Origin of the sequence: Leclercia sp. LSNIH3, assembly GCF_002935105.1 — a bacterium.
Lineage (GTDB): Bacteria > Pseudomonadota > Gammaproteobacteria > Enterobacterales > Enterobacteriaceae > Enterobacter > Enterobacter adecarboxylatus.
The window spans coordinates 1,699,001-1,724,844 of sequence record NZ_CP026387.1; the positions used below are offsets into that span (position 1 = coordinate 1,699,001).

A 25,844-nucleotide genomic window follows, 5' to 3' on the forward strand; every position below is an offset into this window, starting at 1 on the left:
CATTGCGGTTAATTGATATGGAAAAAGTATGAAGAACTGGAAAACGCTGCTGCTCGGTATCGCTATGGTCGCGAATACCAGCTTCGCGGCCCCACAGGTTGTCGACAAAGTCGCTGCCGTTGTGAACAACGGTGTGGTACTTGAGAGCGACGTTGATGGTTTAATGCAGTCTGTGAAGCTCAACGCGGGTCAGGCAGGTCAGCAACTTCCGGATGATTCCACACTGCGTCATCAGATCCTTGAACGTCTGATCATGGATCAGATCGTTCTGCAGATGGGCCAGAAGATGGGTGTGAAGATCTCTGATGAGCAGCTCGATCAGGCTATCGCTAACATTGCGAAGCAAAACAACATGTCAGCCGACCAGATGCGCAGCCGTCTGGCCTATGACGGCATCAGCTATTCGACCTACCGTAATCAGATCCGTAAAGAGATGCTGATTTCAGAAGTGCGTAACAACGAAGTGCGTCGTCGTGTGACCATTCTGCCGCAGGAAGTGGACGCGCTGGCAAAACAGGTGGGTAACCAGAATGATGCCAGCACCGAGCTGAACCTGAGCCACATCCTGATCCCGCTGCCAGAAAACCCGTCTTCCGACCAGGTTGCTGAGGCGGAAAGCCAGGCACGTTCAATCGTCGATCAGGCGCGTAATGGTGGTGATTTCGGCAAACTGGCGATCACCTACTCGGCTGACCAGCAGGCACTGAAAGGCGGCCAGATGGGCTGGGGTCGTATTCAGGAACTGCCGTCTATCTTCGCTCAGGCGCTGAGCACGGCGAAGAAAGGCGATATCATCGGTCCAATCCGTTCCGGCGTTGGCTTCCACATTCTGAAAGTGAACGACCTGCGCGGCCAAAGCAAGAGCATCTCCGTCACCGAAGTGCATGCCCGTCACATTCTGCTCAAGCCATCCCCACTGATGAATGACGATCAGGCGCGGGCTAAGCTGCAGCAGATTGCTGCCGATATCCGCAGCGGTAAAACCTCCTTCGCTAACGCCGCGAAAGAGTTCTCTCAGGATCCAGGCTCTGCAAATCAGGGCGGCGATCTGGGCTGGGCGGCAGCGGATATTTATGATCCCGCTTTCCGCGATGCGCTGATGCGAATGACCAAAGGTCAGCTGAGCGAACCGGTTCACTCCACCTTCGGTTGGCACTTGATTGAGCTGCTGGACACCCGTAACGTGGATAAAACCGACGCAGCCCAGAAAGACCGTGCGTACCGCATGCTGTTCAACCGTAAGTTCTCTGAAGAAGCGGCAACCTGGATGCAGGAACAACGCGCCAGCGCTTACGTCAAAGTTCTGAGCAACTAATGAAACACCATCGTGTTGTTATCACTCCCGGCGAACCTGCCGGGATTGGTCCCGATTTGGTCGTCCAGCTTGCCCAGCGCAGCTGGCCGGTCGAACTGGTGATTTGCGCCGATGCCAGCGTGCTTGAGGCGCGGGCAAAAACCCTTAATCTGCCGCTGACGCTCCTGCCGTATCAGGCAGAAAATGCGCCTCTCCCCCAGCAAGCGGGCACCCTGACGCTGTTGCCTGTCCCGCTGCGTACCCCCGTTGTTCCCGGACAACTCAGTACCGAAAACGGTCATTATGTGGTGGAAACGCTGGCACGCGCCTGTGATGGCTGCCTGAGCGGCGAATTTGCCGCGCTGATCACCGGGCCGGTGCATAAAGGGGTGATTAATGATGCGGGGGTGGCTTTTACCGGCCATACCGAGTTTTTTGAAGCGCGCTCGCACAGCGCAAAAGTGGTGATGATGCTGGCTACCGAGGAGCTGCGCGTTGCGCTGGCGACCACGCATCTGCCGATCAAAGCGGTTTCCGATGCCATTACGCCGGACCTGCTGCGCGAGGTGATTGCCATTCTGCACCATGATTTACGCACCAAATTCGGTATCGCCGATCCGCACGTACTGGTGTGTGGCCTGAACCCGCACGCGGGCGAAGGCGGCCATATGGGCACGGAAGAGATCGACACCATTATTCCGGTGCTGGACGAGATGCGTGCCCAGGGGATGAATCTCAGCGGGCCGCTGCCTGCGGATACCCTGTTTCAACCAAAATATCTCGATCATGCAGATGCCGTGCTGGCGATGTACCACGATCAGGGCCTTCCCGTGCTAAAATACCAGGGATTTGGCCGCGGCGTGAATATCACCCTCGGTTTACCCTTTATTCGCACTTCTGTTGACCATGGCACTGCGCTTGACTTAGCGGGCCAGGGAAAAGCAGATGTCGGCAGTTTTATTACGGCGCTTAATCTCGCCATCAAAATGATTGTTAATACTCAATGAATAATCGCGTCCACCAGGGCCATTTAGCCCGTAAACGTTTCGGGCAAAACTTCCTCAACGATCAGTTCGTGATCGAAAGTATTGTTTCGGCTATCAATCCACAAAAAGGCCAGGCGATGGTCGAGATCGGCCCGGGTCTGGCCGCACTGACCGAGCCGGTTGGCGAGCGTCTGGATGAACTGACCGTCATCGAACTGGACCGCGATCTGGCAGCCCGTCTGCAGACGCACCCGTTCCTTGGGCCGAAACTGACTATTTATCAGCAAGATGCCATGACCATGAACTTCGGTGAACTGTCGGAGAAGCTTGGTCAGCCGCTGCGCGTGTTCGGCAACCTGCCGTATAACATCTCCACGCCGCTGATGTTCCACCTGTTTAGCTATACTGATGCCATTGCCGACATGCACTTCATGTTGCAAAAAGAGGTCGTTAACCGACTGGTTGCAGGGCCAAACAGTAAAGCGTATGGTCGTTTAAGCGTGATGGCGCAATATTTCTGCAACGTGATCCCGGTACTCGAAGTGCCGCCATCCGCGTTCACGCCGCCGCCAAAAGTGGATTCTGCGGTTGTACGCCTTGTGCCGCATAAAACCAAGCCGTACCCGGTCAAAGAGCTGCGTGTCCTGAGCCGTATTACTACTGAAGCCTTTAACCAGCGTCGTAAAACGATTCGTAACAGCCTTGGCAATACGTTTACCGTTGAAGTGTTGGCTGAGCTGGGTATTGATCCGGCAATGCGTGCAGAGAACATCTCTGTAGAACAGTACTGCAAGCTGGCTAATTACATCAGCGAAAATGCGCCGCCGAAGGAGAGCTAAGCCATGATTGATTTGCCCCGCGTATGTGTTCACGTACAAAGCATCTATATTGAGTCACAGTCCACCCCGGATGAAGAGCGCTTTGTCTTTGCTTATACGGTCACCATTCGCAACCTGGGGCGGACGCCTGTGCAACTGCTTGGGCGTTACTGGCTTATCACCAACGGCAACGGTCGTGAAATTGAAGTGCAGGGCGAAGGCGTGGTGGGTGAACAACCGCACATTGATCCCGGCGAAGAGTATCAGTACACCAGCGGTGCGGTAATCGAAACACCGCTGGGTACCATGCAGGGCCATTATGAAATGGTCGATGCCGACGGCAACGCATTCCGCGTTGCCATTCCTGTTTTCCGTCTGGCTGTTCCAACACTCATTCACTAAACATGTCTACATATCTCATTGGTGACGTTCATGGTTGCTACGATGAACTGATCGCATTATTAAAGCAGGTGGAGTTTACGCCGGGTACGGACACACTATGGCTCACCGGCGATCTCGTTGCGCGCGGGCCTGGCTCGCTGGAAGTGCTGCGTTATGTGAAATCGCTGGGTGACAGCGTGCGGCTCGTCCTTGGCAATCACGATCTGCATCTGCTGGCGGTTTACGCCGGGATCAGCCGTAATAAACCGAAAGACCGGCTCAACCCGCTGTTGGATGCACCTGACGCCGATGACTTAATTAACTGGCTGCGTCGCCAGCCACTGCTACAGGTCGATGAAGAGAAGCAGCTGGTAATGGCGCACGCGGGTATTACCCCGCAGTGGGATCTGCAAACCGCGAAAGAGTGCGCGCGCGACGTCGAAGCTGTGCTCTCCAGCGATTCTTACCCCTTCTTCCTTGATGCCATGTATGGCGACATGCCCAACAACTGGAGTATGGAGCTTAGCGGCGTAGCACGCCTGCGTTTTATCACCAACGCCTTCACCCGCATGCGCTACTGTTTCCCGAACGGTCAGTTGGACATGTACTGCAAGGATGTGCCGGAAAACGCACCGACCCCGCTCAAACCCTGGTTTGCGATCCCCGGCCCGGTGACGGACCATTACAACGTGATCTTTGGTCACTGGGCGTCGCTGGAGGGCAAAGGCACGCCTGAGGGTATTTACGGGCTGGATACCGGCTGCTGCTGGGGTGGAGAACTCACCTGCCTGCGCTGGGAAGATAAAGCGTACTTTGTTCAGCCGTCGAACCGGCATCTGGATTTAGGCGAGAATGAAGCGGTAGCGTCGTAGCAGAGAGCTGCACCTCTCCCGTGGGGAAAGGTGCAGTAAAACATTAGCGGCGTTCAAGGATCTCGAAGCAATAGCTGTGCGAATTTTGCGCATCCGCGTCGTGGAATTCGCTGAATACCGATTCCCACTCGTCAGGATCGTAGTCCGGGAAATGGGTATCCCCTTCCACTTCAGCATCAATGTGTGTCAGATATAATTTCTGCGCTTTCGGCAGGAATTGCTCATACACACGGCCTCCACCAATCACCATTACCTCTTCGGCATCACCGCAGGCAGCAATGGCTTCGTCAACGGATTTGACCCACTCAACACGATCATCCGTGCCGGGCTGGCTGCTTATAACGATGTTTTTACGGCCCGGCAATGGACGCCCGATTGACTCCCAGGTCAGGCGACCCATTACTACCGGCTTGTTCAACGTAGTGCGTTTAAACCACGCGAGATCGGCAGGCAGATTCCACGGCATGGCATTTTCCATACCGATCACGCGATCTACCGCAAGCGCCGCAATCAGACTGATCATTGATTATTTCCCGGATGCAAAAAATTGCCGCCACTATACGGAAAGCTTAATCTTTCGTCGACTGGCGGCAGAGTAAAGAACAGGAAATTTTTTATATTTGCTGGCAACCCCTCTTCACGCCAGTGGTTTACTTTCCGGCTCGTCTCCCGGATCGCCGGTATGCTTACCCTCTTCCGTTCCTTGCCAGCCGTGACGCTGCGTCAGCGAGAGATGATTGCGATCTTCATTGATGATATCCATCAGCATAGCGCTGGTACGTTTAACCACCGCCGCGCGTGACTTCGCATCATTCTCGGCCATTTCAGCCATCTCTTCGACCATCTCAGTATTAAACCGGCGGAACAGATCGGCTCGCTCCCGGGCTTCATATGCCCCGAGTCCGAGACTCTCCAGCGCCAGCCGACCCGATTTCAGCGCCCCTTCAAAGGTTTCACGCTCCGGCGCATCGACACCTGCCTGACGCAGTTTGATGTAATGCTCGATATCACGCGCCCGGGAGATAATTTTCAGGTGCGGGAAATGGGTCTTCGCCAGCTCGACCAGCTGCAGGCTATTTTTCGGATCGTCTATCGCGTTGATCAACACTTCGGCTTTGTGCGCTCCGGCAGACTCCAGCAGATCCACGCGCGTGGCATCACCGTAAAAAACCTTCATGTCGAATTTACGCAGGGTTTCAATATGATCGGGATCGTGATCGAGGATAACCATCTTAACGCCACTGGAGAGCAACAAACGGCCGGTGATCTGGCCGAAGCGACCAAACCCGGCAATGATCACCCGCGGCTGTTCCTCGTCAATTTCATCTGCCTCACGCTCCTGACCGCTGTCGGCCGCTTCCAGACGGGTCAACACAACCAGCAGCAGTGGCGTGACCGCCATTGAGAGCGCGACCGCCAGCGTCAGCGCCTTGGCCCATTCTGGATCGAGCACGTTTGCCATATTGGCTGCGCCAAAGACCACAAATGCGAATTCACTCCCCTGCCCCAGCAGCACGGCAAACCAACGGCGCTGTTTTCCGGGCACCTTTAGCGGACGAGCCACCAGCCAGAGCATCGTCATTTTAATGACCAGGAAACCTACCAGCAGGATGGCAATGCGCAGCGGATGCGTCACTAGCGTTCCGAAGTCGACTGACATCCCCACGCCGATGAAAAACAGCCCCAGCAGCAGCCCTTTAAACGGCTCGATATCGCTTTCCAGCGCGTGACGATATTCCGAACTCGCCAGCAGAACGCCCGCCAGAAACGCCCCCATCGCCATGGACAGCCCCGCCTCTTCCAGCATCAGGCCAAAGCCGAAGACCAGGAATAAGGCCACGGCACTGAACACTTCCCGCAGGCCGGAACGGGCGACAAAGCGCAGCAGCGGTCGGCTGACGTACCGCCCGAGCAGGACGACCAGGGTCAGCGCTCCGACGACCTTTAATGCCGACAGCGCAAAAGCGCCAAGCGTGGTCGACGCCCCGGATACAGCCAGCAGCGGGATCATCGCCACCAGCGGAATAGCCGCGATATCCTGGAACAGCAGCACCGAGAAGGCGCTGCGCCCCATCCGGGAAACCGTCAGGTTACGTTCGTTCATGGCCTGCATGGCGATGGCCGTGGAGGAGAGCGCCAGCGTCATGCCGATCAGCCCTGCCACCTTCCAGTCCATGCCCAGCAGGATACAGAATCCGCCCAGCAGTAGACCGCAGGCCAGCATCTGCAATGCCCCGCCGCCAAACACCGACGCGCGCAGCTTCCACAGACGACGCGGATCCAGCTCAAGGCCGATGACAAACAGCATCAGCACCACGCCGATTTCGGCAAAGTGCAGAATCGACTCGGCGTCAGTAACCAGCCGGAATCCCCACGGCCCAATCACGCAGCCGGCAATCAGATACCCCAGTACTGATCCTAACCCGAGGCGTACCGCAACCGGCACAATCAAAGCCGCAGCGCCTAAATAGATCAGCGCCTGAATCAGCGTATGGCTATCCATGGTGCGTCTCCTGCCAGTCGAGTAAACGTTGTTTATAGTGGCGCGCCTGCGCCTGGAGCGTTTCGTCGTCACAGACGAAGGTGCAGTGCATGGCAAACGGCGGGAGCCAATTCAGGCCGCAATACAGCGCCGTTGCCTGTAGCGGTTGCGCCAGTACCTCAAAGCCGGGGAAGGATCCGATGTCAAAATGGCTTTCACCGCCACCGGTGGTCACGGCCCACAGCAGACTTTTCCCCCTGAGCGCATTGCCGTTATGACCATATGCCCAGCCATGCGAGAACACTTTGTCGATCCACAGTTTCAGCAACGGGGGTGTGCTGTACCACTGCATCGGGTGTTGCCAGACAATCAAATCGGCCCTGGCGATCGCTTCCTGTTCGGCAGCGATATCTATATTGAAATCGGGGTAGAGCTGGTAGAGCGAACGGATCTCTACGCCCTCCAGCGTCTTGACTTGATCAAGCATCCGTTTGTTCGCATGGGAATGATGCGGATAAGGATGGGCGTAAATAATGAGTATCATGATTAACCTGGTTGAACTGCTTTCTTGTTGTAGCAGTCAGTGTAGACAGGAACGGCGGGCGTTTGAAGGGGTCTGCGCCTGTGCCAGGCTTAACCGCAAGGATTGGCAAATCCCGTCGCGGCAAAAGATATATATCGCAAATAATAAATCATCAGAAGATATAATATTATAATCACAGATCGATTAATTGTTAACAATAAGAAATATGAAGCATTTAACTCATGGTTAATTGAAAATTTAAAATAAACTGATATACAGAATTGATTTTAAAATGAATAATTTAAATTTCAACCCCTCAAATTAACCTGTAAAAACATATATTTACAATAATTTTTATCGCCATTAAAATATCCATTCATTTTTAATCACAAATGGACGTGGCAATGAAAAGAAAAACCCCGCAATTAAATAAAATAACAAAATCGATGAGCAGAATATTCCCTGCTTTGCTTATGTTTGCTCCATTAATGGCACCAGCGGCCATCATTGAGGATTCTACGACGGAGGCTCAGACTTTTTCCATCGACCCGTCATACACAATTAATGAAAATGTACTCATATCTACGGGTTCAAACACTGCGGCTGTTACGATAGCAGGCGATCAGTTACTTACTGTTGATAACGAGGGAAAAATTACCAATACCGGAGATGCTGTCTATATTAATACCGGTACGCAGGAACCTGTCATTAACAACACACAATCTGGTGTGATTTCATCGAGCACTGGAAATGCCATTACTGTTCACTCAATGACAGGCACCATTAAAAACGCGGGTAACGTGACGGGTGCAGAAAGCGGCATCCAAATTGAAGAAGATTCGTCGATGCTCAGGATTGAGAATGCTTCAACTGGCCATATCGAAGGCAAAACAGGGATTGCCAGTAAGATCGGAATAATTCTAATTAATAATGGTGAAATAAAAGGTAATTTAAATAATGGTGTCGAACTCTCCGGCGTCACCAGCAATAGTAAAATTACTAATAACGGCACGATTGAAGGGATTGAGCATGGTATTCACACCTCTGGTATCACAAGAGTTGAAGTGACTAATGCTGGAATCATCAAAGGCGGCGAAAGTGCTATTTCATTTACCAGCGAAAAAAACAACGTTCTTACTCTGACGACCGGCTCCCGGTTGGAAGGGGATGTTATTTCAACCAATTCAACTACCAATACTTTACGACTAACAGGCACAGGAACTGAAGACAGCAATTTCATTGGCCTGAATGAAGGCGACGGTTTCGCCTCTCTCACCATGTTAGGCACCGATTGGGAGCTGACCGGTAATGTGGATATCATCGGCACGGATGATTCAATCAAGGTTGATACCGGCAAGCTCACCTTCGCAGGCAACGTCAGCAACGCTGGTAATACCCTCATCGCAGAAGGCGCTACCCTGCAACTGGGTACTGGCGAAAAAACCGGTACCTTAAGTGGGAAGCTGACCAACAACGGCACGCTGGAATTTAATCAGGCTGCTGATTTCAACTTTGCCACTGGCATCACGGGCAGCGGTACTGTTATCAAAACAGATGCCCATACCCTGACGCTGACCGGCAACAACAGCTATACAGGCGACACGCAGTTGAACAGCGGCACGATGCTGGTAGCCGAAGGCGCAACGCTGGGAAGTGCAGGCAATTCCGCCACCGTCACGATTCAGGACGGGGCTACCTTCGCCAGTGCAGGTACGGTAAACAATAACGTCAATATTCTCAGCGGCGGCGTTCTGGCCTCATGGAATGCGGTTCAGGGAAATACGCTGTCCAGTGCTTCTACCGCCGATACCATCAACGGCAACGTCACCAACAGCGGTACGCTGCAAATCAGCGGTCTGAACGACAGTGTGGGAAATGATTTCACCATCAACGGTGATTACACCGGCATGAGCGGCAGTTTGATCGCCATGAACAGCGTGCTGGGGGATGACAATGCGTTGACCGACCATCTTACCATCACCGGTAACAGTGCAGGTGTATCGGATATCCGTATCAGCAATATCGGTGGGGCGGGCGCGAAGACCGTCAACGGTATGCAGATCGTGAGTGTGGGTGGCGATTCCGGGGCTGCGTTTAGCCTCTCCAGACCGGTCGTCGTTGGCGCGTGGGAATACAGTCTGAACCAGCACAGCGATGGCAACTGGTACCTGGAGTCTGCAGACACTACCCCGGTTCCTGACAAAGACGATAACACCGACGGCAACACCGACGGCGGCAACGGCGGTAACAACGACGACGGCAACGGCGGTAACACTGACGGCGGTAGCGGCGGTAACACCGACGGTGGAAACGGCGGTAACACCGACGGCGGCAACGGCGGCAACACCGACGGCGGTAACAGTGGTAACAACGACGGCGGCAACAGCGGCGGCTATACCCCACCAGAGATGAGCAATCTTGCTCCTGAGGTCGGTGCCTATTTAGGTAACTACCTGGCTGCCCAGGACATGTTCCTGCACAAACGCGACGATCGCGATCAGCTGACGCTGCGTAATGAAGAAGATCTCAACACCTGGATGTATGTCAAAGGCCGCTACCACGAAAACGATGTGGCGGGCGGTAAAGTAAACTATGACACCACCCAGTACGTGATGCAGGTCGGCAGTGATTTCATCAGCAAGAAGATGGACAAGGGTGTACTGCATAGCGGGGTGATGTTCGGTGCCGGTCAGGCAAAAACTGACTCCACGTCCACAGGCAGTAAACGTTCAGCGCAGGGTAAAGTCGATGGGGTGAACGTCGGCGTATACGCCACCTGGCAGGAAGACCAACAGTTGCGTAAAGGCAGCTATATCGACAGCTGGGCCTCTTTCGGCTGGTATCACAACTCGCTCACCAGTGACGGTCGCAGCGACGAGTCTTACGACAGCCACGGCTTTGCCGTATCACTGGAAGCAGGCCACGCCTGGATCGTTGACTCAGAAAACGAAAGAACCTGGAAAATCGAACCGCAGATCCAGGCCATCTACAGCTATCTTGATCAGGAAAACCATACAGACGCCGACGGCGTACGTATCTCTACCCCTGATAATGACGGCATTCTGGGACGCGTAGGTGTGAAAACCAGCTACTTCGATCAGAAAGATGTGCAGGCATGGCAGCCTTACGTAGCAGTGAACTGGCTGAAAGGTGCCGGACAGAATGATATCGCCTTCAACGGCGAAGCGTTCAGTAACGATACCCCGGAAGACCGCGGTCAACTGGAGCTGGGCGTTACCGGCAAACTGAATGAAACCACGCTGATCTCGTTACGCGCCAGCGGCGAGTGGGGTGAAAACGGTTATGACGCGTATGGCGGTCATATCCTGCTGAACCACCGCTGGTAATCCCATCACCAGACCGAACAATGCAGTGGCTCAGGCCACTGCATTTTTTTATCAGTTATCCAGTTCACCCATGGATTTAACCTGATCGCGGTTAATCTGCTCGGTTTGCCCGGTTTCTGCATTCTCATATGACACCAGCCCGGTATCATCATCTACCTGCGGTTTACCGTCGGTAACGATGGTTTTGCCGTCCGTCGTTTTCACCGCCTGATTAGACGAACATCCCGCTACGGTAAACAGCGTTGCAGCCGCAAAGACAGAGGCCATCAGTAGTTTGCTTTGCATAGTATTCTCCCTGTTGGTCGTCATTGTTATCATCAGGCTAAACTGTAGCGTAATACGCTACGTTCAGGGAAAAATGCAGAACACTCTGAAGGTTAGCTTTTCTGCGGGAAGCCATCTCTGTAGATCACTGTCTGAACCACTTTTCCGCCAGCGTCATAGGTTTTCGCTTCGCCGTTCGCCACGCTCGCTTTGAAGGTGATGGTCGAGCGCAGCTTCCCGTCCTGGGTATAACCCTGAGACAGCCCTTCCGCCTGACAGTTAACCAGCGGCGTATGGCTCCGCAGGACGCCGTTCGGGTAATAGACGTCGATATAGTCGTTAAAGCAGCGGTTCTTGATGACAGTCTCAAACTTCTTATTGCCATTGTCATACTTCTCGACGAGCTTGCCCTCAGGCACGCTATCTGCCACCTTCACCACCGGTGTGGTTAACTTTTTCTGCGGCTCCAGATCGTCCTTTAAGCCTTTTGCATAGTCGGGAGTCATCCCCATTCCATCGATGGTATTGGTCACCGACGAGGCAAAATCTGCACAGCCAGCAAGCAGTATTACCAGGGATATCAACGTAAGGGCCTGTTTCACAATAAACTCCTTTTTTCAGGTATCGCCCTACAGTGCGTTGAAAAGGGAGGAGGCACAACCGCCAAAAATGGTCGGAAAGACATAAAAAAACCCGCCGAAGCGGGTTTTGAGAGCAATCTGAAGCGATTACTTCGTGATCTGCGCGTGCATCTCTTGCACCGAAATGACCTTCTCGGTGGCATCCGCGTTCAGCGCCATGGCTGTTGCAAAACCGCCGTTCAGGGTGGTGTCGTAGTGCACTTTGTACTGCAGCGCGCTGCGGCGAATCAGCTTGGAGTCTTCAATCGCCTGACGCCCTTCAGTGGTGTTGATGATGTAGGTGTACTCGCCATTCTTGATACGGTCCTGAATGTGCGGACGACCTTCATGCACCTTGTTCACCAGACGCGGGTTGATACCCGCTTCGCCCAGTACAATCGCAGTACCGTGAGTGGCATCCAGTTCGAAGCCCTGTTTCAGCAGCTTCGCCGCCAGGTCCACTACGCGCTCTTTATCCCCTTCACGCACGGACAGCAGCGCACGGCCCTGTTTCTTCATGGTGGAGTTACTGCCGAGCTGCGCTTTCGCGAAGGCTTCAGCGAAAGTGCGGCCCACGCCCATCACTTCCCCGGTAGAGCGCATTTCTGGCCCTAACAGCGGGTCAACGCCCGGGAATTTGTTGAACGGCAGCACGACCTCTTTCACCGAGTAGTACGGCGGGATGATCTCTTTGGTCACGCCCTGCTGTGCCAAAGTCTGGCCAGCCATCACGCGCGCCGCCACTTTCGCCAGCGGAATGCCGGTTGCTTTGGAGACGAACGGTACGGTACGCGCCGCACGCGGGTTAACTTCAATCAGGTAAACTTCGTTGTCTTTCACCGCGAACTGCACGTTCATCAGACCGCGTACCTGCAACTCGAAGGCCAGCTTCTGCACCTGGTCACGCATTACGTCCTGAATCTCTTTGCTCAGCGTATAAGCCGGCAGAGAACAGGCTGAGTCACCGGAGTGAACGCCCGCCTGCTCGATATGCTCCATGATGCCGCCAATCAGCACCATTTCGCCATCGCAGATAGCATCAACGTCCACTTCAACTGCGTCATCCAGGAAGCGGTCCAGCAGTACTGGCGCATCGTTAGAGACGCTGACCGCGGTCTGGAAGTAACGACGCAGGTCGGCTTCGTCGTAGACGATTTCCATTGCGCGGCCGCCCAGCACGTAGGATGGACGCACCACCAGTGGATAGGTGATCTCTTTGGCCTTCTCAACCGCCTGCTCAATCGCGGTCACAGTGGCGTTAGCCGGTTGTTTCAGCTTCAGGCGATCAACCGCCTTCTGGAAACGCTCACGGTCTTCGGCACGGTCAATCGCGTCCGGGCTGGTGCCGATAACCGGTACACCTGCGGCTTCCAGGTCACGCGCCAGCTTCAGCGGAGTCTGGCCGCCGTACTGCACGATAACGCCTTTTGGCTTCTCGATACGCACGATTTCCAGTACGTCTTCCAGCGTAACCGGCTCGAAGTAGAGACGGTCGGAGGTGTCGTAGTCGGTAGAGACAGTTTCCGGGTTACAGTTAACCATGATGGTCTCGTAACCGTCTTCGCGCAGCGCCAGTGAGGCGTGTACACAGCAGTAGTCGAACTCGATGCCCTGGCCGATACGGTTTGGACCGCCGCCCAGAACCATGATTTTGTCACGGTCAACCGATGGGTTCGCTTCGCACTCCTCTTCATAGGTGGAGTACATATAGGCAGTGTCGGTCGCAAATTCTGCCGCACAGGTGTCCACGCGCTTGTAAACCGGGTGCAGGTTGTACTGGTCACGCAGCTTGCGGATTTCTGCTTCGCGTACGCCCGCCAGTTTTGCCAGACGCGCATCGGCAAAGCCTTTACGCTTCAGCATACGCAGGAAGTCAGCGTCGAGGCCGTTGATGCCCAGATCCGCAACTTTCTCTTCCAGACGCACCAGCTCTTCAATCTGCACCAGGAACCAGCGGTCGATATTGGTCAGGTTGAAGACACCATCAACGGACAGGCCAGCACGGAAGGCATCGGCGATGTACCAGATACGCTCGGCACCTGCATCTTTCAGCTCACGGCGGATTTTCGTCAGGGCTTCCGGATCATCCAGGCTTACTTTCGGGTCGAAACCGGTCGCGCCCACTTCCAGGCCGCGCAGCGCTTTCTGCAGGGATTCCTGCTGGGTGCGGCCAATCGCCATCACTTCACCAACGGACTTCATCTGTGTGGTCAGACGGTCGTTCGCACCGGCAAATTTCTCGAAGTTGAAGCGAGGGATTTTGGTCACAACGTAGTCGATAGACGGCTCAAACGATGCCGGGGTACGGCCACCGGTGATGTCGTTCATCAGCTCATCAAGGGTATAACCCACGGCCAGTTTCGCTGCCACTTTAGCAATCGGGAAGCCGGTGGCTTTCGATGCCAGCGCAGAAGAGCGGGATACGCGCGGGTTCATCTCGATAACAATCAGGCGACCGTTCTTCGGGTTTACCGAGAACTGAACGTTAGAACCGCCGGTTTCGACGCCAATCTCACGCAGTACCGCCATCGAGGCGTTACGCATGATTTGATACTCTTTATCGGTCAGCGTCTGGGCGGGTGCCACGGTGATGGAGTCACCGGTGTGGATGCCCATGGCATCGAAGTTCTCGATAGAGCAGACGATGATGCAATTGTCGTTTTTATCACGCACCACTTCCATTTCGTACTCTTTCCAGCCAATCAGCGACTCGTCAATCAGTAGCTCTTTGGTTGGGGAGAGATCCAGACCGCGTTCGCAAATCTCTTCGAACTCTTCACGGTTATACGCAATACCGCCGCCGGTGCCGCCCATGGTGAAGGACGGACGGATGATGCACGGATAACCCACGTCAGCGGCAACCGCCAGCGCTTCTTCCATGTTGTGAGCGATACCGGAGCGTGCAGTGTCGAGGCCGATTTTCTTCATCGCCACGTCAAAGCGACGACGGTCTTCTGCTTTATCAATCGCGTCGGCAGTCGCGCCAATCATGGTCACGCCGAACTCAGCCAGTACGCCCTGACGTTCCAACTCCAGCGCGCAGTTCAGCGCTGTCTGGCCGCCCATGGTCGGCAGCACCGCATCCGGGCGCTCTTTTTCGATGATTTTGCGTACCACTTCCCAGTGAATCGGCTCGATGTAAGTCGCATCGGCCATTTCCGGGTCGGTCATGATGGTCGCCGGGTTAGAGTTCACCAGGATAACGCGGTAACCCTCTTCGCGCAGGGCTTTACACGCCTGTGCGCCGGAGTAGTCGAATTCGCAGGCCTGGCCGATCACAATCGGGCCAGCGCCAAGAATCAGGATGCTTTTTATGTCTGTACGTTTTGGCATAGCTTCTTTCTCCGGAGAACCTGTTTATGCGCGTCGCGAGCGACTGGCAGACAAATTTTTGACGCCGTCTGCCTGAGCGCAGCAAGGCATAAACAGATTCTGATTATTTAGCGGTCTTACGGTACTGCTCAATGAGTTCGATGAAGTGATCGAACAGCGGCGCGGCATCGTGCGGGCCTGGGCTGGCTTCCGGGTGGCCCTGGAAGCTGAACGCCGGTTTGTCGGTACGATGAATCCCCTGCAGGGTGCCGTCGAAAAGCGACTTGTGCGTTACGCGCAGCGTGGCAGGCATGGAGGCTTCGTCCACCGCAAAACCGTGGTTCTGCGCGGTAATCATCACCGTGTTGTTATCAATATCTTTCACCGGGTGGTTACCACCGTGGTGGCCGAACTTCATTTTCACGGTTTTTGCACCGCTCGCCAGCGCCAGCAGCTGATGGCCGAGGCAGATACCGAATACCGGAATATCGGTTTCCAGGAAGCTCTTAATCGCGTCGATTGCGTAGTCGCATGGCGCCGGGTCACCCGGGCCGTTGGAGAGGAAGATCCCGTCCGGGTTCATCTTCAGCACGTCCTCTGCCGGGGTTTTCGCCGGCACAACGGTCAGACGGCAGCCGCGATCCACCAGCATACGCAGGATGTTGCGCTTGGCACCGTAGTCGTAGGCCACGACGTGGAACGGCAGTTCCTCTTCTTTTTTGGCTTCTGGCAGTTCGCCTGCCAGCGTCCAGCTCCCCTGAGTCCAGCTGTAGGCCTCAGCGGTGGTTACTTCTTTTGCCAGATCCATGCCGTTCAGCCCCGGGAAGGCTTTGGCTTTTTCCTGCGCCAGAGCTACATCCAGGTTATCGCCAGCGATGATGCAGCCGTTCTGGGCACCTTTTTCACGCAGCAGACGCGTCAACTTACGGGTATCGATATCGGCAATCGCCACGATGTTATGGCGCTTCAGGTAGGAAGAGAGGTCTTCGGTATTGCGGTAGTTGCTGGCAATCAGCGGCAGGTCGCGAATAATCAGACCTTGTGCATGTACCTGGGAAGACTCTTCATCAGCGGCGTTAGTGCCGACATTGCCGATATGGGGATAAGTTAGAGTGACGATTTGGCGGGAATAGGAAGGATCAGTGAGGATTTCTTGATAACCGGTCATTGAAGTATTGAAAACGACTTCCCCAACCGCCGAACCTGTTGCCCCAATGGCCCGACCGATAAACTGGGTTCCGTCTTCCAGAACCAATAGCGCTGACTTAATCAAAACACCCTCCAGAGAATATTCACTCACTTTATTTGCATATTAATGCATACCCATAGTATGAATCAATGCAAATCTGCTGCCAGTGGATTTTCGGCAAACGGCGGCATTCTGGAGATTTGACAGGGGAAAGTCAACTTAAAAAGTGGGTTTTGTTTGTTGTTTTTGCGCCACTGATGAGCTGGAAAGTAATTAACGGGCAAAAAGATCAACTAAATCACGTAAGAAAACGCTTGCGACTCAGTTTTAATAGCAAGCCCTCATCTCAAGCCCAAAAAAGTGGACCATTTGGTCAAAATTCACATTTTTGAAACAAAAATAGTGGGGATAACGTTTGTTTATGAGGGTTTAAGAAAGAAATTATATCAAAACAGACAAAATTAAAGGGCAATAAAATATTGCCCTGTGCAATCAATTGATTATGACTGCAATAACCACATCACGAAGGGTAATCATGATTATAAATTATTAAGATCAAGCACATCTCGCATGTCAAAGAGACCATCTTTCTTGCCTTTCAACCACATTGCAGAACGAACTGCCCCATTTGCAAAAGTCATCCGACTGGAGGCTTTATGGGTAATCTCAACACGCTCACCGATATCAGCAAACATCGCGGTATGTTCACCGACGATGTCGCCAGCACGGACGGTAGCAAACCCAATGGTGCCAGGCACACGTTCACCGGTATAACCCTCACGGGTATAGACCGCGCACTCTTTTAGATCTTTATCCATCGCCTGAGCGATCGCCTCACCCATCGCCAGCGCGGTGCCAGACGGGGCATCGACTTTATAACGGTGGTGCGCTTCGATAATTTCGATGTCGGTGTAATCCCCCATCACTTTCGCCGCCTTCTCCAGCAGCTTCAGCATGACGTTAACGCCTACACTGAAGTTCGCAGCGAAAACAATCGCAATCTCGTTTGATGCAGCCTGAATGGCTTGTTTACCGGCATCATCAAAACCCGTGGTGCCAATAACCATTCCTTTCCCATGCTGACGGCAAAAAGCCAGGTGGTCGAGCGTGCCTTCAGGACGAGTGAAATCGATGAAGACGTCAAAGTCATCTTTAACGGCATCCAGGCTGCTCTGCACGGTCACGCCCGTTTTCGCCACGCCTGCTAATTCACCTGCGTCGGCTCCCAGAAGAGATGAACCTTCACGCTCCAACGCCGCGCCAAGGGCCACGCCGTCCATCTGTAGTGCCGCCTGAATAAGCTGACGGCCCATACGTCCGCCCGCGCCCGCAATGGCGACACGGATCTCTGCATCATGCATAGTTATTCTCTTACGTTAAAATGATGTAAACCGCTTTCAGATTAACCAGCCCTGACGAAGGCTGCCACAGAAAACGCCGATAATTAGAATTTAATGATAAACAGGGAGAGATATCAGTTAAAGACATGATCGCCAGGATATGGCCCGCTTCCGGCCATAGAGAAAAGTACGTGGCGTTACGCGAGCCGCACCCAGCAGCCCAGGTTATGGTTCATCAATGTAACGTTCAACATGCAGTGTTGAGGATCACCGCTGAGCCTGGCATCGTTTTCAATAGAAATACCAGGCCACCCGCGATGTCGGGTTAATCACAACCCTGTTAATCGAGGCTATAGATGACGATCAACTGTCCTTTTTTCATTTTCAGCCCGAGGATTTGCATTGCCCCCACATCCGCCAGCTGTTTAACGTGCGTTCCACCGCAAAGGTAGTGCGGGAGATCGCCAAAGCGAACCTTGCGTCTGCCCGTTTCAATTTCAGTATGGCGAAGCAGGTTATCGGCTTTCCAACCGTCAATAATGGCCATCAGGGCACTGGCATCTGGCAGGGGATCCTGACCCTCGCCAGGCGTAAAGGTAATCCGCCCTTCACCAGGCCAGTGGTGGGCTTTTACCGGCTTCCAACCAAACTGCTCCCCAGCATAGCCGATCAAGTGACCTGCGCTGTGCCAGCGGGAGTGACGTTCTCTCACATCTTTATCGACTTGCATCTCCACCTCGCCTGGCGTAAGCGCTGCGGGCAGAATGTGGACGACATGATCCCCGCGCAGGGATACCGCTTCTACCGCTATCCCGGCGATCCATCCTCGATCTGCTGGCTGTCCACCGCCCTGCGGATGAAAAAGGGTCTGATTAAGTTCAATGGCGTAGCGGCCGTCAGGCTCCTCAGTGCAACGGATTACCTGTGCACGCCCTTCTGTCGCGTCACTGGTGTAATAAAGTCGTTCTGTCATGGTTGTTCTCCTCTGTACCCTGACAGTATATTCATCACTTAAGTGTCGATAATCGGCCGCTCAGACATTGCACTCTTGCCTGGTATGCACAAATGAAACCTTCTTTGCTTCCCGATCTCGCCACTTTCGTCACCATCGTAGAACATGGCAATTTTTCAACCGCAGCCCGCCTCACTGGCGCCACGCCCTCTGCGATCAGCCGCTGTGTTTCACGTCTGGAAAAAGAGATGGGATGTAAATTGCTGCACCGCACTACACGTAAGCTGGCGCTTACCGTGACCGGAAAAGCGGTTTATGAGCATGCGCTGGATATGCTGGACGCGGCACAGCAGGCGATGGATTCAGGCAGCAGCCTGCAGACCGTTGCGCAGGGAAAACTCACCATGAGCGTACCGAAAGCCGTGGGACGCTTTGTGATCCATCCTTTAATCCCGGCATTCCTTGAGCGCTATCCGCAGATTGATGTCTGCCTGCGCCTGGAAGATCGTTACATGGATTTGATCGACGACGGTGTCGATCTGGCGCTACGGATCACTAATACTCCCTCTCCTGGCCTGTACGGTAAACCGCTGATGCCGGTCACCCATGTCATCTGCGCCACCCCAGAGTACCTTCGTCGCATGGGCATACCGCAGCATCCGCACGATCTCCGGCAACATAGCTGTATTTCGCTCGGTGAAACGCCGGCCGATTCACGCTGGAAGTTTGCATTGAACGGAAAAACGGAAACGGTACAGACCCATGGTCGTTACGCCGCTAACCACACGGGTGTGAGGCTGGATGCGGTAAAGCGCGGCCTGGGTATCGGGAGTTTACCGCTGTTCACGGCGCGTGAGACGCTGGAAAGTGGGGAGATTGTGCAGGTCTTACCGGAGTGGGAGTTTATCAGTAGCTATACGGGCGATCTCTGGCTGCTGTGGACCCGCAACAAACATATGCCAGCCAGAATGCGGGCCATGATCGACTACCTGAATGAAAAAATGCCAGTCATTCAGTGACTGGCATTTTTAAACCTTACTCGACTTCGCGGGCATCAATGCGTAGCTCTTTCGGGACTTCAAAGACGATGTTCTCTTCGCGTCCTTCCAGCGGCACCGCTTCACCGCCACCCAGCTCCTGCAGGCGGACAATGACGTTCTGCACCAGAATATCCGGGGCGGAAGCGCCCGCAGTTACGCCAACACAGGCGGCATTCTTAACCCACGCCTCCTGAATGTCCGTCGCATCGTCAATCAAAAACGCCGCTTTCCCCATCCGCTGCGCCAGCTCGGCCAGACGGTTGGAGTTCGAGGAGTTTTTGGAGCCGACAACCAGCACCACATCTGCTTGCTCAGCAAGCGCACGCACAGCTTCCTGGCGGTTTGTCGTGGCGTAGCAGATGTCGTCCTTACGCGGCCCGACAATTTTCGGGAAGCGCTGGCGCAACGCATCAATAACGTCTGACGTATCGTCTACGGAGAGCGTTGTCTGGGTCATAAAGGACAGACGCGCTTCGTTTTTCACGTTCAGCGTAAGCACATCTTCCGGCGACTCGACCAGGTACATCCCCCCTTCCGGGTTGCTGTACTGCCCCATGGTGCCTTCCACTTCCGGGTGACCGGCGTGGCCAATCAGGATCGACTCTTCACCACGGCGGCTGGCTCTCGCCACTTCCATATGCACTTTGGTGACCAGCGGACAGGTAGCATCGAAAACGGTGAGATCGCGGCTTTTCGCTTCGTTACGTACGGCCTGAGAGACGCCGTGGGCAGAGAAAATCAGGATCGCGCCATCAGGCACTTCACTGATCTGCTCGATAAAGATCGCCCCGCGCTCGCGCAGGCTATCGACCACGTAACGGTTGTGCACCACTTCGTGACGCACATAAATTGGCGCGCCGTAAATTTCCAGCGCGTTTTCAACAATGCTGATAGCGCGGTCTACACCGGCGCAGAAACCGCGCGGGTTAGCCAACAGGATCTGCATTTCAGGCCTCCAGCGCTGGGTCAATTTCCAGCACTTCAACATCAAAATGGACGGTACGCCCGGCAAGCGGATGGTTGAAGTCGACGGTGATGGAGTCCCCGTTGATTTCCCGAATCACGCCAGGCATTTCGCTGCCGTCCATAGCGGTAAAGAGCATAATCGCCCCGATTTCAGGCTCACCCGCGTCCATAAATTCACGACGCGAGAAGTACTGGATCAGGTCCGGGCTGGGCACGCCAAACGCAGCATCCGGCTCCAGAGAGAAGGCTTTCTTCTCTCCCTCTTTCAGCCCCAGCAGTTGCTGCTCAAGACCTTCGGACAGGGAGGTATCGCCCAGGCGAAACAGCGCCGGTTTGCCGTTATTGCGGGTGGATTCTGCGGTAGAGCCATCATCCAGTTTCAGCGTGAAGTGAACGAGGATCGCGCTGTTGCTCTGTACGGATTTAGACATAAACATTGCTCTTTAATATTGCCTCGCAGTTTGCCAGGTGGCGCTTCGCTTACCCGGCAAACTGGCGTTGGCATATTCGGTAGGCCGGGATCGCTGCGCGTCACCCGGCGTTGATGCTTAAGCCTGTTTCTTCGCGGCTGCGTTCGGCAGGAAGCCTTCCAGCACGATTAACGCCGCACCAATACAAATTGCAGTATCGGCCAGGTTAAAGGTGGCGAAGTGCCAGTTGCCGACATAGAAGTCGATCATATCGACCACAAAGCCGTGCCACAGACGGTCAAACAGGTTACCCAGCGCACCGCCAATGATCAGTGCGTAGGCGATGTTGTTCAGCTTTTGCGTGGCTTTCCCGCGGTACATCAGCACTGCCAGCACAACGCAGATACCGAGAGCGATACCTGCGAAGAACCAGCGCTGCCAGCCGCCGCTGTCAGCCAGGAAGCTAAACGCCGCGCCGTAGTTGCGCGCATAGTGCAGATTAAGCGACGGGAACAGCGAAACCGTATCCCCCAGAGCAAAGTTCTGGAGGATCAGGTATTTGCTGCCCAAATCAATAATCAGCACGACTACCACCAGCCACAGCCAGCGCAGCCCTGTTGAAGAGAGTGATTTACTCATCAGGCAAACTTACGTTTTTCGCCATCACCGGCGATGTTGCTGACACAGCGTCCGCAGATCTCTGCGTGTTCCGCCACCTTGCCGACATCGGTCGTGTAATGCCAGCAGCGCGAGCACTTCTCACCTTCGGCTTTCACCAGCGCCACTTTCAACCCTTTGAGCAGTTCGCTCTGCTGGGCATCAGCGCTCGCGTCGGCATAATCCGCAACATTCGCACCGGAGGTCAACAGAACAAATCGTAATTCATCGCCCAGCGCAGTCAGCTTCGCAGCCAGCTCAGGTTCCGCGTACAGGGTCACTGCCGCTTCCAGGGAGCCGCCCACTTTCTTGTCGGCACGCGCCTGCTCGATCACTTTGTTCACTTCGCCGCGCACTTTCAGCAGCTCGTCCCAGAAGCTGTCGTTCATGGCTTCGGTCCCGGACAGGCCAAACAGACCTTCGTACCACTCGCCAGTGAAGACATACTTCTCACGATCCCCTGGCAGGTAGCCCCAAATCTCATCCGCGGTGAAGGACATGATCGGTGCCATCCAGCGCACCAGCGCTTCTGCGATATGGAACAGTGCGGTCTGGCAGCTGCGACGCGCCACGCTGTCGGCTTTCGCGGTGTACTGACGGTCTTTGATGATGTCGAGGTAGAACGAACCCATTTCGATGGAGCAGAAGCGCATCAGGCGCTGCACCACTTCGTGGAAGTCGTAAGACTCGTAAGCTTTCAGGATATCTTCCTGTGCCGCTTTCGCGCAGCCCACGGCCCAGCGATCCAGAACGACCATCTCTTCCGGTTTCACCATGTCTTTTGCCGGATCGAACCCGTTCAGGTTCGCCAGCAGGAAGCGCGCGGTGTTACGGATACGACGATAGCTGTCGGCAGCACGTTTCAGGATCTCGTCAGACACCGCCATTTCGCCGGTGTAGTCAGTTGATGCCACCCACAGACGCAGAATGTCGGCGCCCAGTTTGTTCATCACGTCCTGCGGAGAAACGGTGTTACCGATAGATTTGGACATCTTACGACCCTGACCATCCACGGTGAAACCGTGAGTCAGTACCTGACGGTAAGGTGCTTTACCCTTCATAGCGGTGGAAATCATCAGGGATGACATGAACCAGCCACGGTGTTGGTCAGAACCTTCCAGATACATGTCGGCAGCGTGGCCGGCAAACTCTGGACGCACGTCAACAACAGAGGCGTGCGTTGAACCGGAGTCGAACCACACGTCCAGGGTATCTGGCACTTTCTCGTAGTTATCCGCGTCCGCGCCCAGGATGTCGCGGGCGTCGAGATCCCACCACGCCTGAATGCCGTCAACTTCGACGCGCTTCGCCACTTCTTCCATCAGTTCCAGGGTATTCGGGTGCAGTTCCTGGGTCTCTTTATGGACGAACAGAGACATCGGTACGCCCCAGGTACGCTGACGGGAGATACACCAGTCAGGACGGTTCGCAACCATAGATTCGATGCGCGCCTGGCCCCAGTCCGGGATCCACTGCACGCCTTTGATCTCTTTCAGAGACTGCGCGCGCAGGCCTTTCTGATCCATGCTGACAAACCACTGTGGGGTCGCGCGGAAGATGATTGGTGTCTTATGACGCCAGCAGCACGGATAGCTGTGCTGCATTTTCTCAACATGCAGCAGCGAGCCGTTGTCGCGCAGCATGTTGACGATGATGTCGTTAGCTTTAAAGACGTTCACGCCGTCCAGGGTCGGATAGGTGCCTGGCAGGTAAGCGCCGTCCGGGCCAACCGGGTTGGCGATTTCCAGACCGTATTTCAAACTGATGCTGTAGTCGTCCGGGCCGTGGCCACCGGCGGTATGTACCGCACCGGTACCCGCTTCGAGGGTGACGTGTTCGCCCAGAATCGCTGGCACATCGAAATCAAGGAACGGATGCTTGAAGCGCAGATGCTCCAGCTCGGCACCTTTAACCGTACCCAGAATGCTGTACTCGGTGATGTTCGCGCGCTTCAGCACGCTCTCCACCAGGTCTTTCGCCAGGATCAGCGCACGGCCTTCAACCTGTACCAGCGCGTATTCGAACTCCGCAGAGAGGGAGATCGCACGGTTGGCAGGCAGGGTCCATGGCGTGGTGGTCCAGATCACCAGCGAGATTGGGCCTTCGACGCCTGGCAGACCAAATTTGCCCTGCAGCGCTTCCTGATCGACGCCTTCGAAGGCCACATCGATGGATGGAGAAGTTTTGTCGTAATATTCAACTTCTGCCTCAGCCAGCGCAGAACGGCAGTCCACGCACCAGTGCACCGGCTTGGCGCCTTTGTGCAGGTGGCCGTTACCGATGATTTTACCCAGCGCACGAATGATGTTGGCTTCGGTTTTGAAGTCCATGGTCAGGTACGGATGCGACCAGTCGCCCAGCACGCCCAGACGGATAAAGTCTTCACGCTGACCGTCAACCTGGGTGGCAGCGTATTCGCGGCATTTCGCGCGGAATTCAGCTGCGGTGAACTTCTCGCCTGGCTTACCGAACTCTTGCTCTACTTTCAGCTCAATTGGCAGACCGTGACAGTCCCAGCCTGGAACGTAAGGCGAGTCAAAGCCCATGAGGCCTTTGGACTTCACGATAATGTCTTTCAGAATCTTGTTTACAGAGTGACCAATATGAATGCTGCCATTCGCATAAGGAGGGCCATCATGCAGAATGAAGGTTTTTTTGCCTTTTTTGGCTGCACGGATGATGCCGTACAGGTCATCATCGGTCCAACGCGCCAGCATTCCCGGTTCACGCTTAGCGAGGTCGCCGCGCATCGGGAACCCTGTTTCCGGCAAATTCAGGGTTGATTTATAGTCACTCATCAGATTCTCGGTTCCGTATTTATATCTCAGGCATTAAGCCGGGTTTGAAAGCCCAAAAATTTCGCGGGCTGTTAATTCATCTCTCGCTATTTGCGCTTTCAGCTCATCGAGCGAGGCGAATCGCTGCTCATTGCGTATTTTTTTACGCAGGATTACATCTATATGGCGACCATAAAGGTCCATTACAACGTCCAGCAAATGCACTTCGAGTTGCTGACGTACACCGGCCACTGTCGGACGGGTACCAATATTGGCAACGCCGGGCAGAGGCTTATCGCCCAGCCCCGTTACCTCTACCGCAAAGACCCCTTTTACCGGGGAAACCTGACGGCGCAGCGGTAAGTTCGCCGTAGGGAAACCAATGGTGCGACCCAGTTCATCGCCATGCACTACGCGCCCGGAGATGGAGAACGGGCGGCCGAGCAGCGTTGCGGCGGCATCCAGATCGTCATCAGCCAGCGCCTGGCGTACTGCCGTGCTGCTGATGCGTACGCCGCCTTCGCAAAAGGTCTGGGTGCTGGTGACGTCAAAGCCATACTCCAGGCCAGCCTTCTGTAATAGCAAGAAATCCCCCTGACGACCAGCGCCAAAGCGGAAATCATCACCCACGGCCAGAAAGCGCACCCCGAGGCGATCAACCAACAGGTCGCTGACAAAATTTTGTGCCGTCAGCGCGGCGAAGCGCCGATCAAAACGGACGCACAGGACGTAGTCCACGCCGCACTGGGCCAGGTAACGTAATTTTTCACGCAGGCGGGTCAGGCGCGCAGGCGCCTTCTCGCTGGCAAAAAGCTCCAGCGGCTGCGGCTCAAAAATCATGACTACTACCGGCAGACCTCGTGCCCGCCCCTCTTCACGTAACCCCTGCAACAGCACCTGATGTCCACGATGCACGCCGTCGAAATTACCAATAGTCAGCACACACCCGTGCGGGGCCTGACTGAGATTATGTATGCCGCGTATCAGCTTCATGACTGGCTCAAAACAGTGAAAATCGCCAAAGTATACCTTGTACAGCGGTTAAGGTTAACCGGCGATTGTTCACGCAAAACAGAAAGCCGTAATGATTTCATCAGGGTTGCCTTTCACAGCGAAAAAATCTGTCTGCGGATGAGGATTTTTATGTCGAAAAGCTGTATTCAGGAGCGACAAGCTGGTAGAATCCTGCGCCATCACTACGTAACGTAGCGTCGCTAATTAACGGCGCTTATTTGCACAAATCCATTGACAAAAGAAGGCAGAGAGGGCATATTCCTCGGCCTTTGAATTGTCCACATAGATCATATTTGGGAGTTGGACTTGGCTAATATCAAATCAGCTAAGAAACGTGCCGTTCAGTCTGAAAAGGCTCGTAAGCACAACGCAAGCCGTCGCTCTATGATGCGTACTTTCATCAAGAAAGTATACGCAGCAATCGAAGCTGGCGACAAAGCTGCAGCGCAGAACGCATTTAACGAAATGCAACCAATCGTGGATCGTCAGGCTGCTAAAGGTCTGATCCACAAAAACAAAGCAGCGCGTCATAAAGCAAACCTGATCGCGCAGATCAACAAACTGGCTTAATCGTCACTTGTTGTTGCTTGTTTAAAGAAC

General features: G+C 54.5%; 22 protein-coding genes and 1 pseudogene. 8 read left to right on the forward strand and 15 right to left on the reverse strand.

Features of this window, described 5'->3' with window-relative positions; genetic code table 11:
- Positions 1-28: 28 nt before the first annotated feature.
- From surA to apaH, 5 genes are read left to right on the forward strand one after another with little or no spacing between them, the layout of a single operon-like run.
- On the forward strand, positions 29-1,315 hold the full coding sequence (surA, locus tag C3F35_RS08210; protein WP_059308746.1) for a peptidylprolyl isomerase SurA: 1,287 nt from the start codon (positions 29-31) through the stop codon (positions 1,313-1,315).
- Entirely contained in the window at positions 1,315-2,301 is a 987-nt protein-coding gene (gene pdxA / locus C3F35_RS08215; RefSeq protein WP_032616475.1) for a 4-hydroxythreonine-4-phosphate dehydrogenase PdxA, read from the forward strand. Before surA ends, pdxA begins: the two co-directional genes overlap by 1 nt.
- Positions 2,298-3,119, forward strand: coding sequence for a 16S rRNA (adenine(1518)-N(6)/adenine(1519)-N(6))-dimethyltransferase RsmA (gene rsmA, locus C3F35_RS08220; RefSeq protein WP_077227139.1), 822 nt, complete (start codon positions 2,298-2,300; stop codon positions 3,117-3,119). Before pdxA ends, rsmA begins: the two co-directional genes overlap by 4 nt.
- A 3-nt stretch (positions 3,120-3,122) precedes the next feature.
- Positions 3,123-3,500: a Co2+/Mg2+ efflux protein ApaG gene (gene apaG, locus C3F35_RS08225; protein WP_103792722.1), complete on the forward strand. Its 378-nt coding sequence runs from the start codon at positions 3,123-3,125 to the stop codon at positions 3,498-3,500.
- 2 nt (positions 3,501-3,502) lie between these two features.
- Positions 3,503-4,351 carry a bis(5'-nucleosyl)-tetraphosphatase (symmetrical) ApaH gene (gene apaH, locus C3F35_RS08230; protein ID WP_077227138.1) on the forward strand — a complete coding sequence of 283 codons (849 nt, stop codon included), beginning with the start codon at positions 3,503-3,505 and terminating at the stop codon, positions 4,349-4,351.
- Between the two features lie 43 nt (positions 4,352-4,394).
- Here apaH and folA read toward each other — a convergent pair whose 3' ends face one another.
- From folA to kefF, 3 genes are all read right to left on the reverse strand, one after another.
- Positions 4,395-4,874, reverse strand: a complete 480-nt coding sequence (folA, locus tag C3F35_RS08235; protein WP_032616470.1) for a type 3 dihydrofolate reductase — start codon at positions 4,872-4,874, stop codon at positions 4,395-4,397.
- A gap of 114 nt (positions 4,875-4,988) precedes the next feature.
- The gene (gene kefC, locus C3F35_RS08245; protein ID WP_032616469.1) at positions 4,989-6,854 is read right to left on the reverse strand and encodes a glutathione-regulated potassium-efflux system protein KefC; all 1,866 of its coding nucleotides are present in this window, start codon (positions 6,852-6,854) and stop codon (positions 4,989-4,991) included.
- Positions 6,847-7,377, reverse strand: a complete 531-nt coding sequence (gene kefF, locus C3F35_RS08250; protein ID WP_032616468.1) for a glutathione-regulated potassium-efflux system oxidoreductase KefF — start codon at positions 7,375-7,377, stop codon at positions 6,847-6,849. The genes kefC and kefF overlap by 8 nt, the downstream gene beginning before the upstream one ends.
- A 749-nt stretch (positions 7,378-8,126) precedes the next feature.
- Between kefF and C3F35_RS08255 the strand changes: the two genes are divergently transcribed.
- Positions 8,127-10,703, forward strand: a complete 2,577-nt coding sequence (locus tag C3F35_RS08255) for an autotransporter family protein (RefSeq protein WP_233211652.1) — start codon at positions 8,127-8,129, stop codon at positions 10,701-10,703.
- Positions 10,704-10,754: 51 nt separating this feature from the next.
- Here the strand turns inward: C3F35_RS08255 and C3F35_RS08260 are convergent, their stop codons facing one another.
- The 6 genes from C3F35_RS08260 to C3F35_RS08290 all read right to left on the reverse strand — a co-directional run bounded on the left by C3F35_RS08260 (position 10,755) and on the right by C3F35_RS08290 (position 18,401).
- Complete coding sequence (locus tag C3F35_RS08260) at positions 10,755-10,988, reverse strand: YgdI/YgdR family lipoprotein (RefSeq protein WP_059308751.1); 234 nt, start codon at positions 10,986-10,988, stop codon at positions 10,755-10,757.
- A gap of 92 nt (positions 10,989-11,080) precedes the next feature.
- Positions 11,081-11,569, reverse strand: a complete 489-nt coding sequence (locus C3F35_RS08265; RefSeq protein ID WP_103792720.1) for a toxin-antitoxin system YwqK family antitoxin — start codon at positions 11,567-11,569, stop codon at positions 11,081-11,083.
- A gap of 126 nt (positions 11,570-11,695) precedes the next feature.
- Complete coding sequence (gene carB, locus C3F35_RS08270; protein WP_032616462.1) at positions 11,696-14,920, reverse strand: carbamoyl-phosphate synthase large subunit; 3,225 nt, start codon at positions 14,918-14,920, stop codon at positions 11,696-11,698.
- 103 nt (positions 14,921-15,023) lie between these two features.
- The gene (gene carA / locus C3F35_RS08275; protein WP_103792719.1) at positions 15,024-16,172 is read right to left on the reverse strand and encodes a glutamine-hydrolyzing carbamoyl-phosphate synthase small subunit; all 1,149 of its coding nucleotides are present in this window, start codon (positions 16,170-16,172) and stop codon (positions 15,024-15,026) included.
- A 455-nt stretch (positions 16,173-16,627) separates the two neighbouring features.
- Positions 16,628-17,449: a 4-hydroxy-tetrahydrodipicolinate reductase gene (gene dapB / locus C3F35_RS08285; RefSeq protein WP_032616459.1), complete on the reverse strand. Its 822-nt coding sequence runs from the start codon at positions 17,447-17,449 to the stop codon at positions 16,628-16,630.
- 319 nt (positions 17,450-17,768) lie between these two features.
- On the reverse strand, positions 17,769-18,401 hold the full coding sequence (locus tag C3F35_RS08290) for a hypothetical protein (RefSeq protein WP_103792717.1): 633 nt from the start codon (positions 18,399-18,401) through the stop codon (positions 17,769-17,771).
- 92 nt (positions 18,402-18,493) lie between these two features.
- Here C3F35_RS08290 and C3F35_RS08295 point away from each other — a divergent pair, with 92 nt between their 5' ends.
- Entirely contained in the window at positions 18,494-19,399 is a 906-nt protein-coding gene (locus C3F35_RS08295; RefSeq protein WP_032616457.1) for a LysR family transcriptional regulator, read from the forward strand.
- Positions 19,400-19,415: 16 nt separating this feature from the next.
- On the opposite strand, the gene ispH is transcribed toward C3F35_RS08295, so the two are convergent.
- The 6 genes and pseudogenes from ispH to C3F35_RS27040 all read right to left on the reverse strand — a co-directional run bounded on the left by ispH (position 19,416) and on the right by C3F35_RS27040 (position 25,449).
- On the reverse strand, positions 19,416-20,366 hold the full coding sequence (gene ispH, locus C3F35_RS08300) for a 4-hydroxy-3-methylbut-2-enyl diphosphate reductase (RefSeq protein ID WP_014882496.1): 951 nt from the start codon (positions 20,364-20,366) through the stop codon (positions 19,416-19,418).
- A gap of 1 nt (position 20,367) precedes the next feature.
- Positions 20,368-20,817, reverse strand: a complete 450-nt coding sequence (gene fkpB, locus C3F35_RS08305; RefSeq protein ID WP_032616512.1) for an FKBP-type peptidyl-prolyl cis-trans isomerase — start codon at positions 20,815-20,817, stop codon at positions 20,368-20,370.
- Positions 20,818-20,934: 117 nt separating this feature from the next.
- A complete protein-coding gene (gene lspA, locus C3F35_RS08310) occupies positions 20,935-21,435 on the reverse strand; it encodes a signal peptidase II (RefSeq protein ID WP_032616454.1) in 501 nt (166 codons plus the stop codon).
- Positions 21,435-24,251 carry an isoleucine--tRNA ligase gene (gene ileS / locus C3F35_RS08315; protein ID WP_077227132.1) on the reverse strand — a complete coding sequence of 939 codons (2,817 nt, stop codon included), beginning with the start codon at positions 24,249-24,251 and terminating at the stop codon, positions 21,435-21,437. Before ileS ends, lspA begins: the two co-directional genes overlap by 1 nt.
- Positions 24,252-24,284: 33 nt before the next feature.
- Positions 24,285-25,223 (reverse strand): bifunctional riboflavin kinase/FAD synthetase, encoded by a 939-nt coding sequence (ribF, locus tag C3F35_RS08320; RefSeq protein WP_032616452.1) that lies wholly within the window; start codon positions 25,221-25,223, stop codon positions 24,285-24,287.
- A 7-nt stretch (positions 25,224-25,230) separates the two neighbouring features.
- Positions 25,231-25,449, reverse strand: a pseudogene (locus C3F35_RS27040) (DUF2575 domain-containing protein).
- Positions 25,450-25,550: 101 nt separating this feature from the next.
- On the opposite strand from C3F35_RS27040, the gene rpsT reads away from it, so the two are divergent.
- Positions 25,551-25,814, forward strand: coding sequence for a 30S ribosomal protein S20 (gene rpsT / locus C3F35_RS08330; RefSeq protein WP_032616451.1), 264 nt, complete (start codon positions 25,551-25,553; stop codon positions 25,812-25,814).
- The last annotated feature ends 30 nt before the right edge of the window (positions 25,815-25,844 follow it).

Excerpts from the sequence above, each read along its gene's own strand:
- surA (WP_059308746.1), top strand. The coding sequence starts at position 29 with ATGAAGAACTGGAAAACGCTGCTGCTCGGTATCGCTATGGTCGCGAAT.
- C3F35_RS08260 (WP_059308751.1), bottom strand. The coding sequence starts at position 10,988 with ATGCAAAGCAAACTACTGATGGCCTCTGTCTTTGCGGCTGCAACGCTG.
- pdxA (WP_032616475.1), top strand. The coding sequence starts at position 1,315 with ATGAAACACCATCGTGTTGTTATCACTCCCGGCGAACCTGCCGGGATT.
- apaH (WP_077227138.1), top strand. The coding sequence starts at position 3,503 with ATGTCTACATATCTCATTGGTGACGTTCATGGTTGCTACGATGAACTG.
- rsmA (WP_077227139.1), top strand. The coding sequence starts at position 2,298 with ATGAATAATCGCGTCCACCAGGGCCATTTAGCCCGTAAACGTTTCGGG.
- kefC (WP_032616469.1), bottom strand. The coding sequence starts at position 6,854 with ATGGATAGCCATACGCTGATTCAGGCGCTGATCTATTTAGGCGCTGCG.
- C3F35_RS08295 (WP_032616457.1), top strand. The coding sequence starts at position 18,494 with ATGAAACCTTCTTTGCTTCCCGATCTCGCCACTTTCGTCACCATCGTA.
- dapB (WP_032616459.1), bottom strand. The coding sequence starts at position 17,449 with ATGCATGATGCAGAGATCCGTGTCGCCATTGCGGGCGCGGGCGGACGT.
- folA (WP_032616470.1), bottom strand. The coding sequence starts at position 4,874 with ATGATCAGTCTGATTGCGGCGCTTGCGGTAGATCGCGTGATCGGTATG.
- ribF (WP_032616452.1), bottom strand. The coding sequence starts at position 25,223 with ATGAAGCTGATACGCGGCATACATAATCTCAGTCAGGCCCCGCACGGG.
- fkpB (WP_032616512.1), bottom strand. The coding sequence starts at position 20,817 with ATGTCTAAATCCGTACAGAGCAACAGCGCGATCCTCGTTCACTTCACG.
- carB (WP_032616462.1), bottom strand. The coding sequence starts at position 14,920 with ATGCCAAAACGTACAGACATAAAAAGCATCCTGATTCTTGGCGCTGGC.
- ispH (WP_014882496.1), bottom strand. The coding sequence starts at position 20,366 with ATGCAGATCCTGTTGGCTAACCCGCGCGGTTTCTGCGCCGGTGTAGAC.
- ileS (WP_077227132.1), bottom strand. The coding sequence starts at position 24,251 with ATGAGTGACTATAAATCAACCCTGAATTTGCCGGAAACAGGGTTCCCG.
- lspA (WP_032616454.1), bottom strand. The coding sequence starts at position 21,435 with ATGAGTAAATCACTCTCTTCAACAGGGCTGCGCTGGCTGTGGCTGGTG.
- C3F35_RS08255 (WP_233211652.1), top strand. The coding sequence starts at position 8,127 with ATGACAGGCACCATTAAAAACGCGGGTAACGTGACGGGTGCAGAAAGC.
- apaG (WP_103792722.1), top strand. The coding sequence starts at position 3,123 with ATGATTGATTTGCCCCGCGTATGTGTTCACGTACAAAGCATCTATATT.
- C3F35_RS08290 (WP_103792717.1), bottom strand. The coding sequence starts at position 18,401 with ATGACAGAACGACTTTATTACACCAGTGACGCGACAGAAGGGCGTGCA.
- kefF (WP_032616468.1), bottom strand. The coding sequence starts at position 7,377 with ATGATACTCATTATTTACGCCCATCCTTATCCGCATCATTCCCATGCG.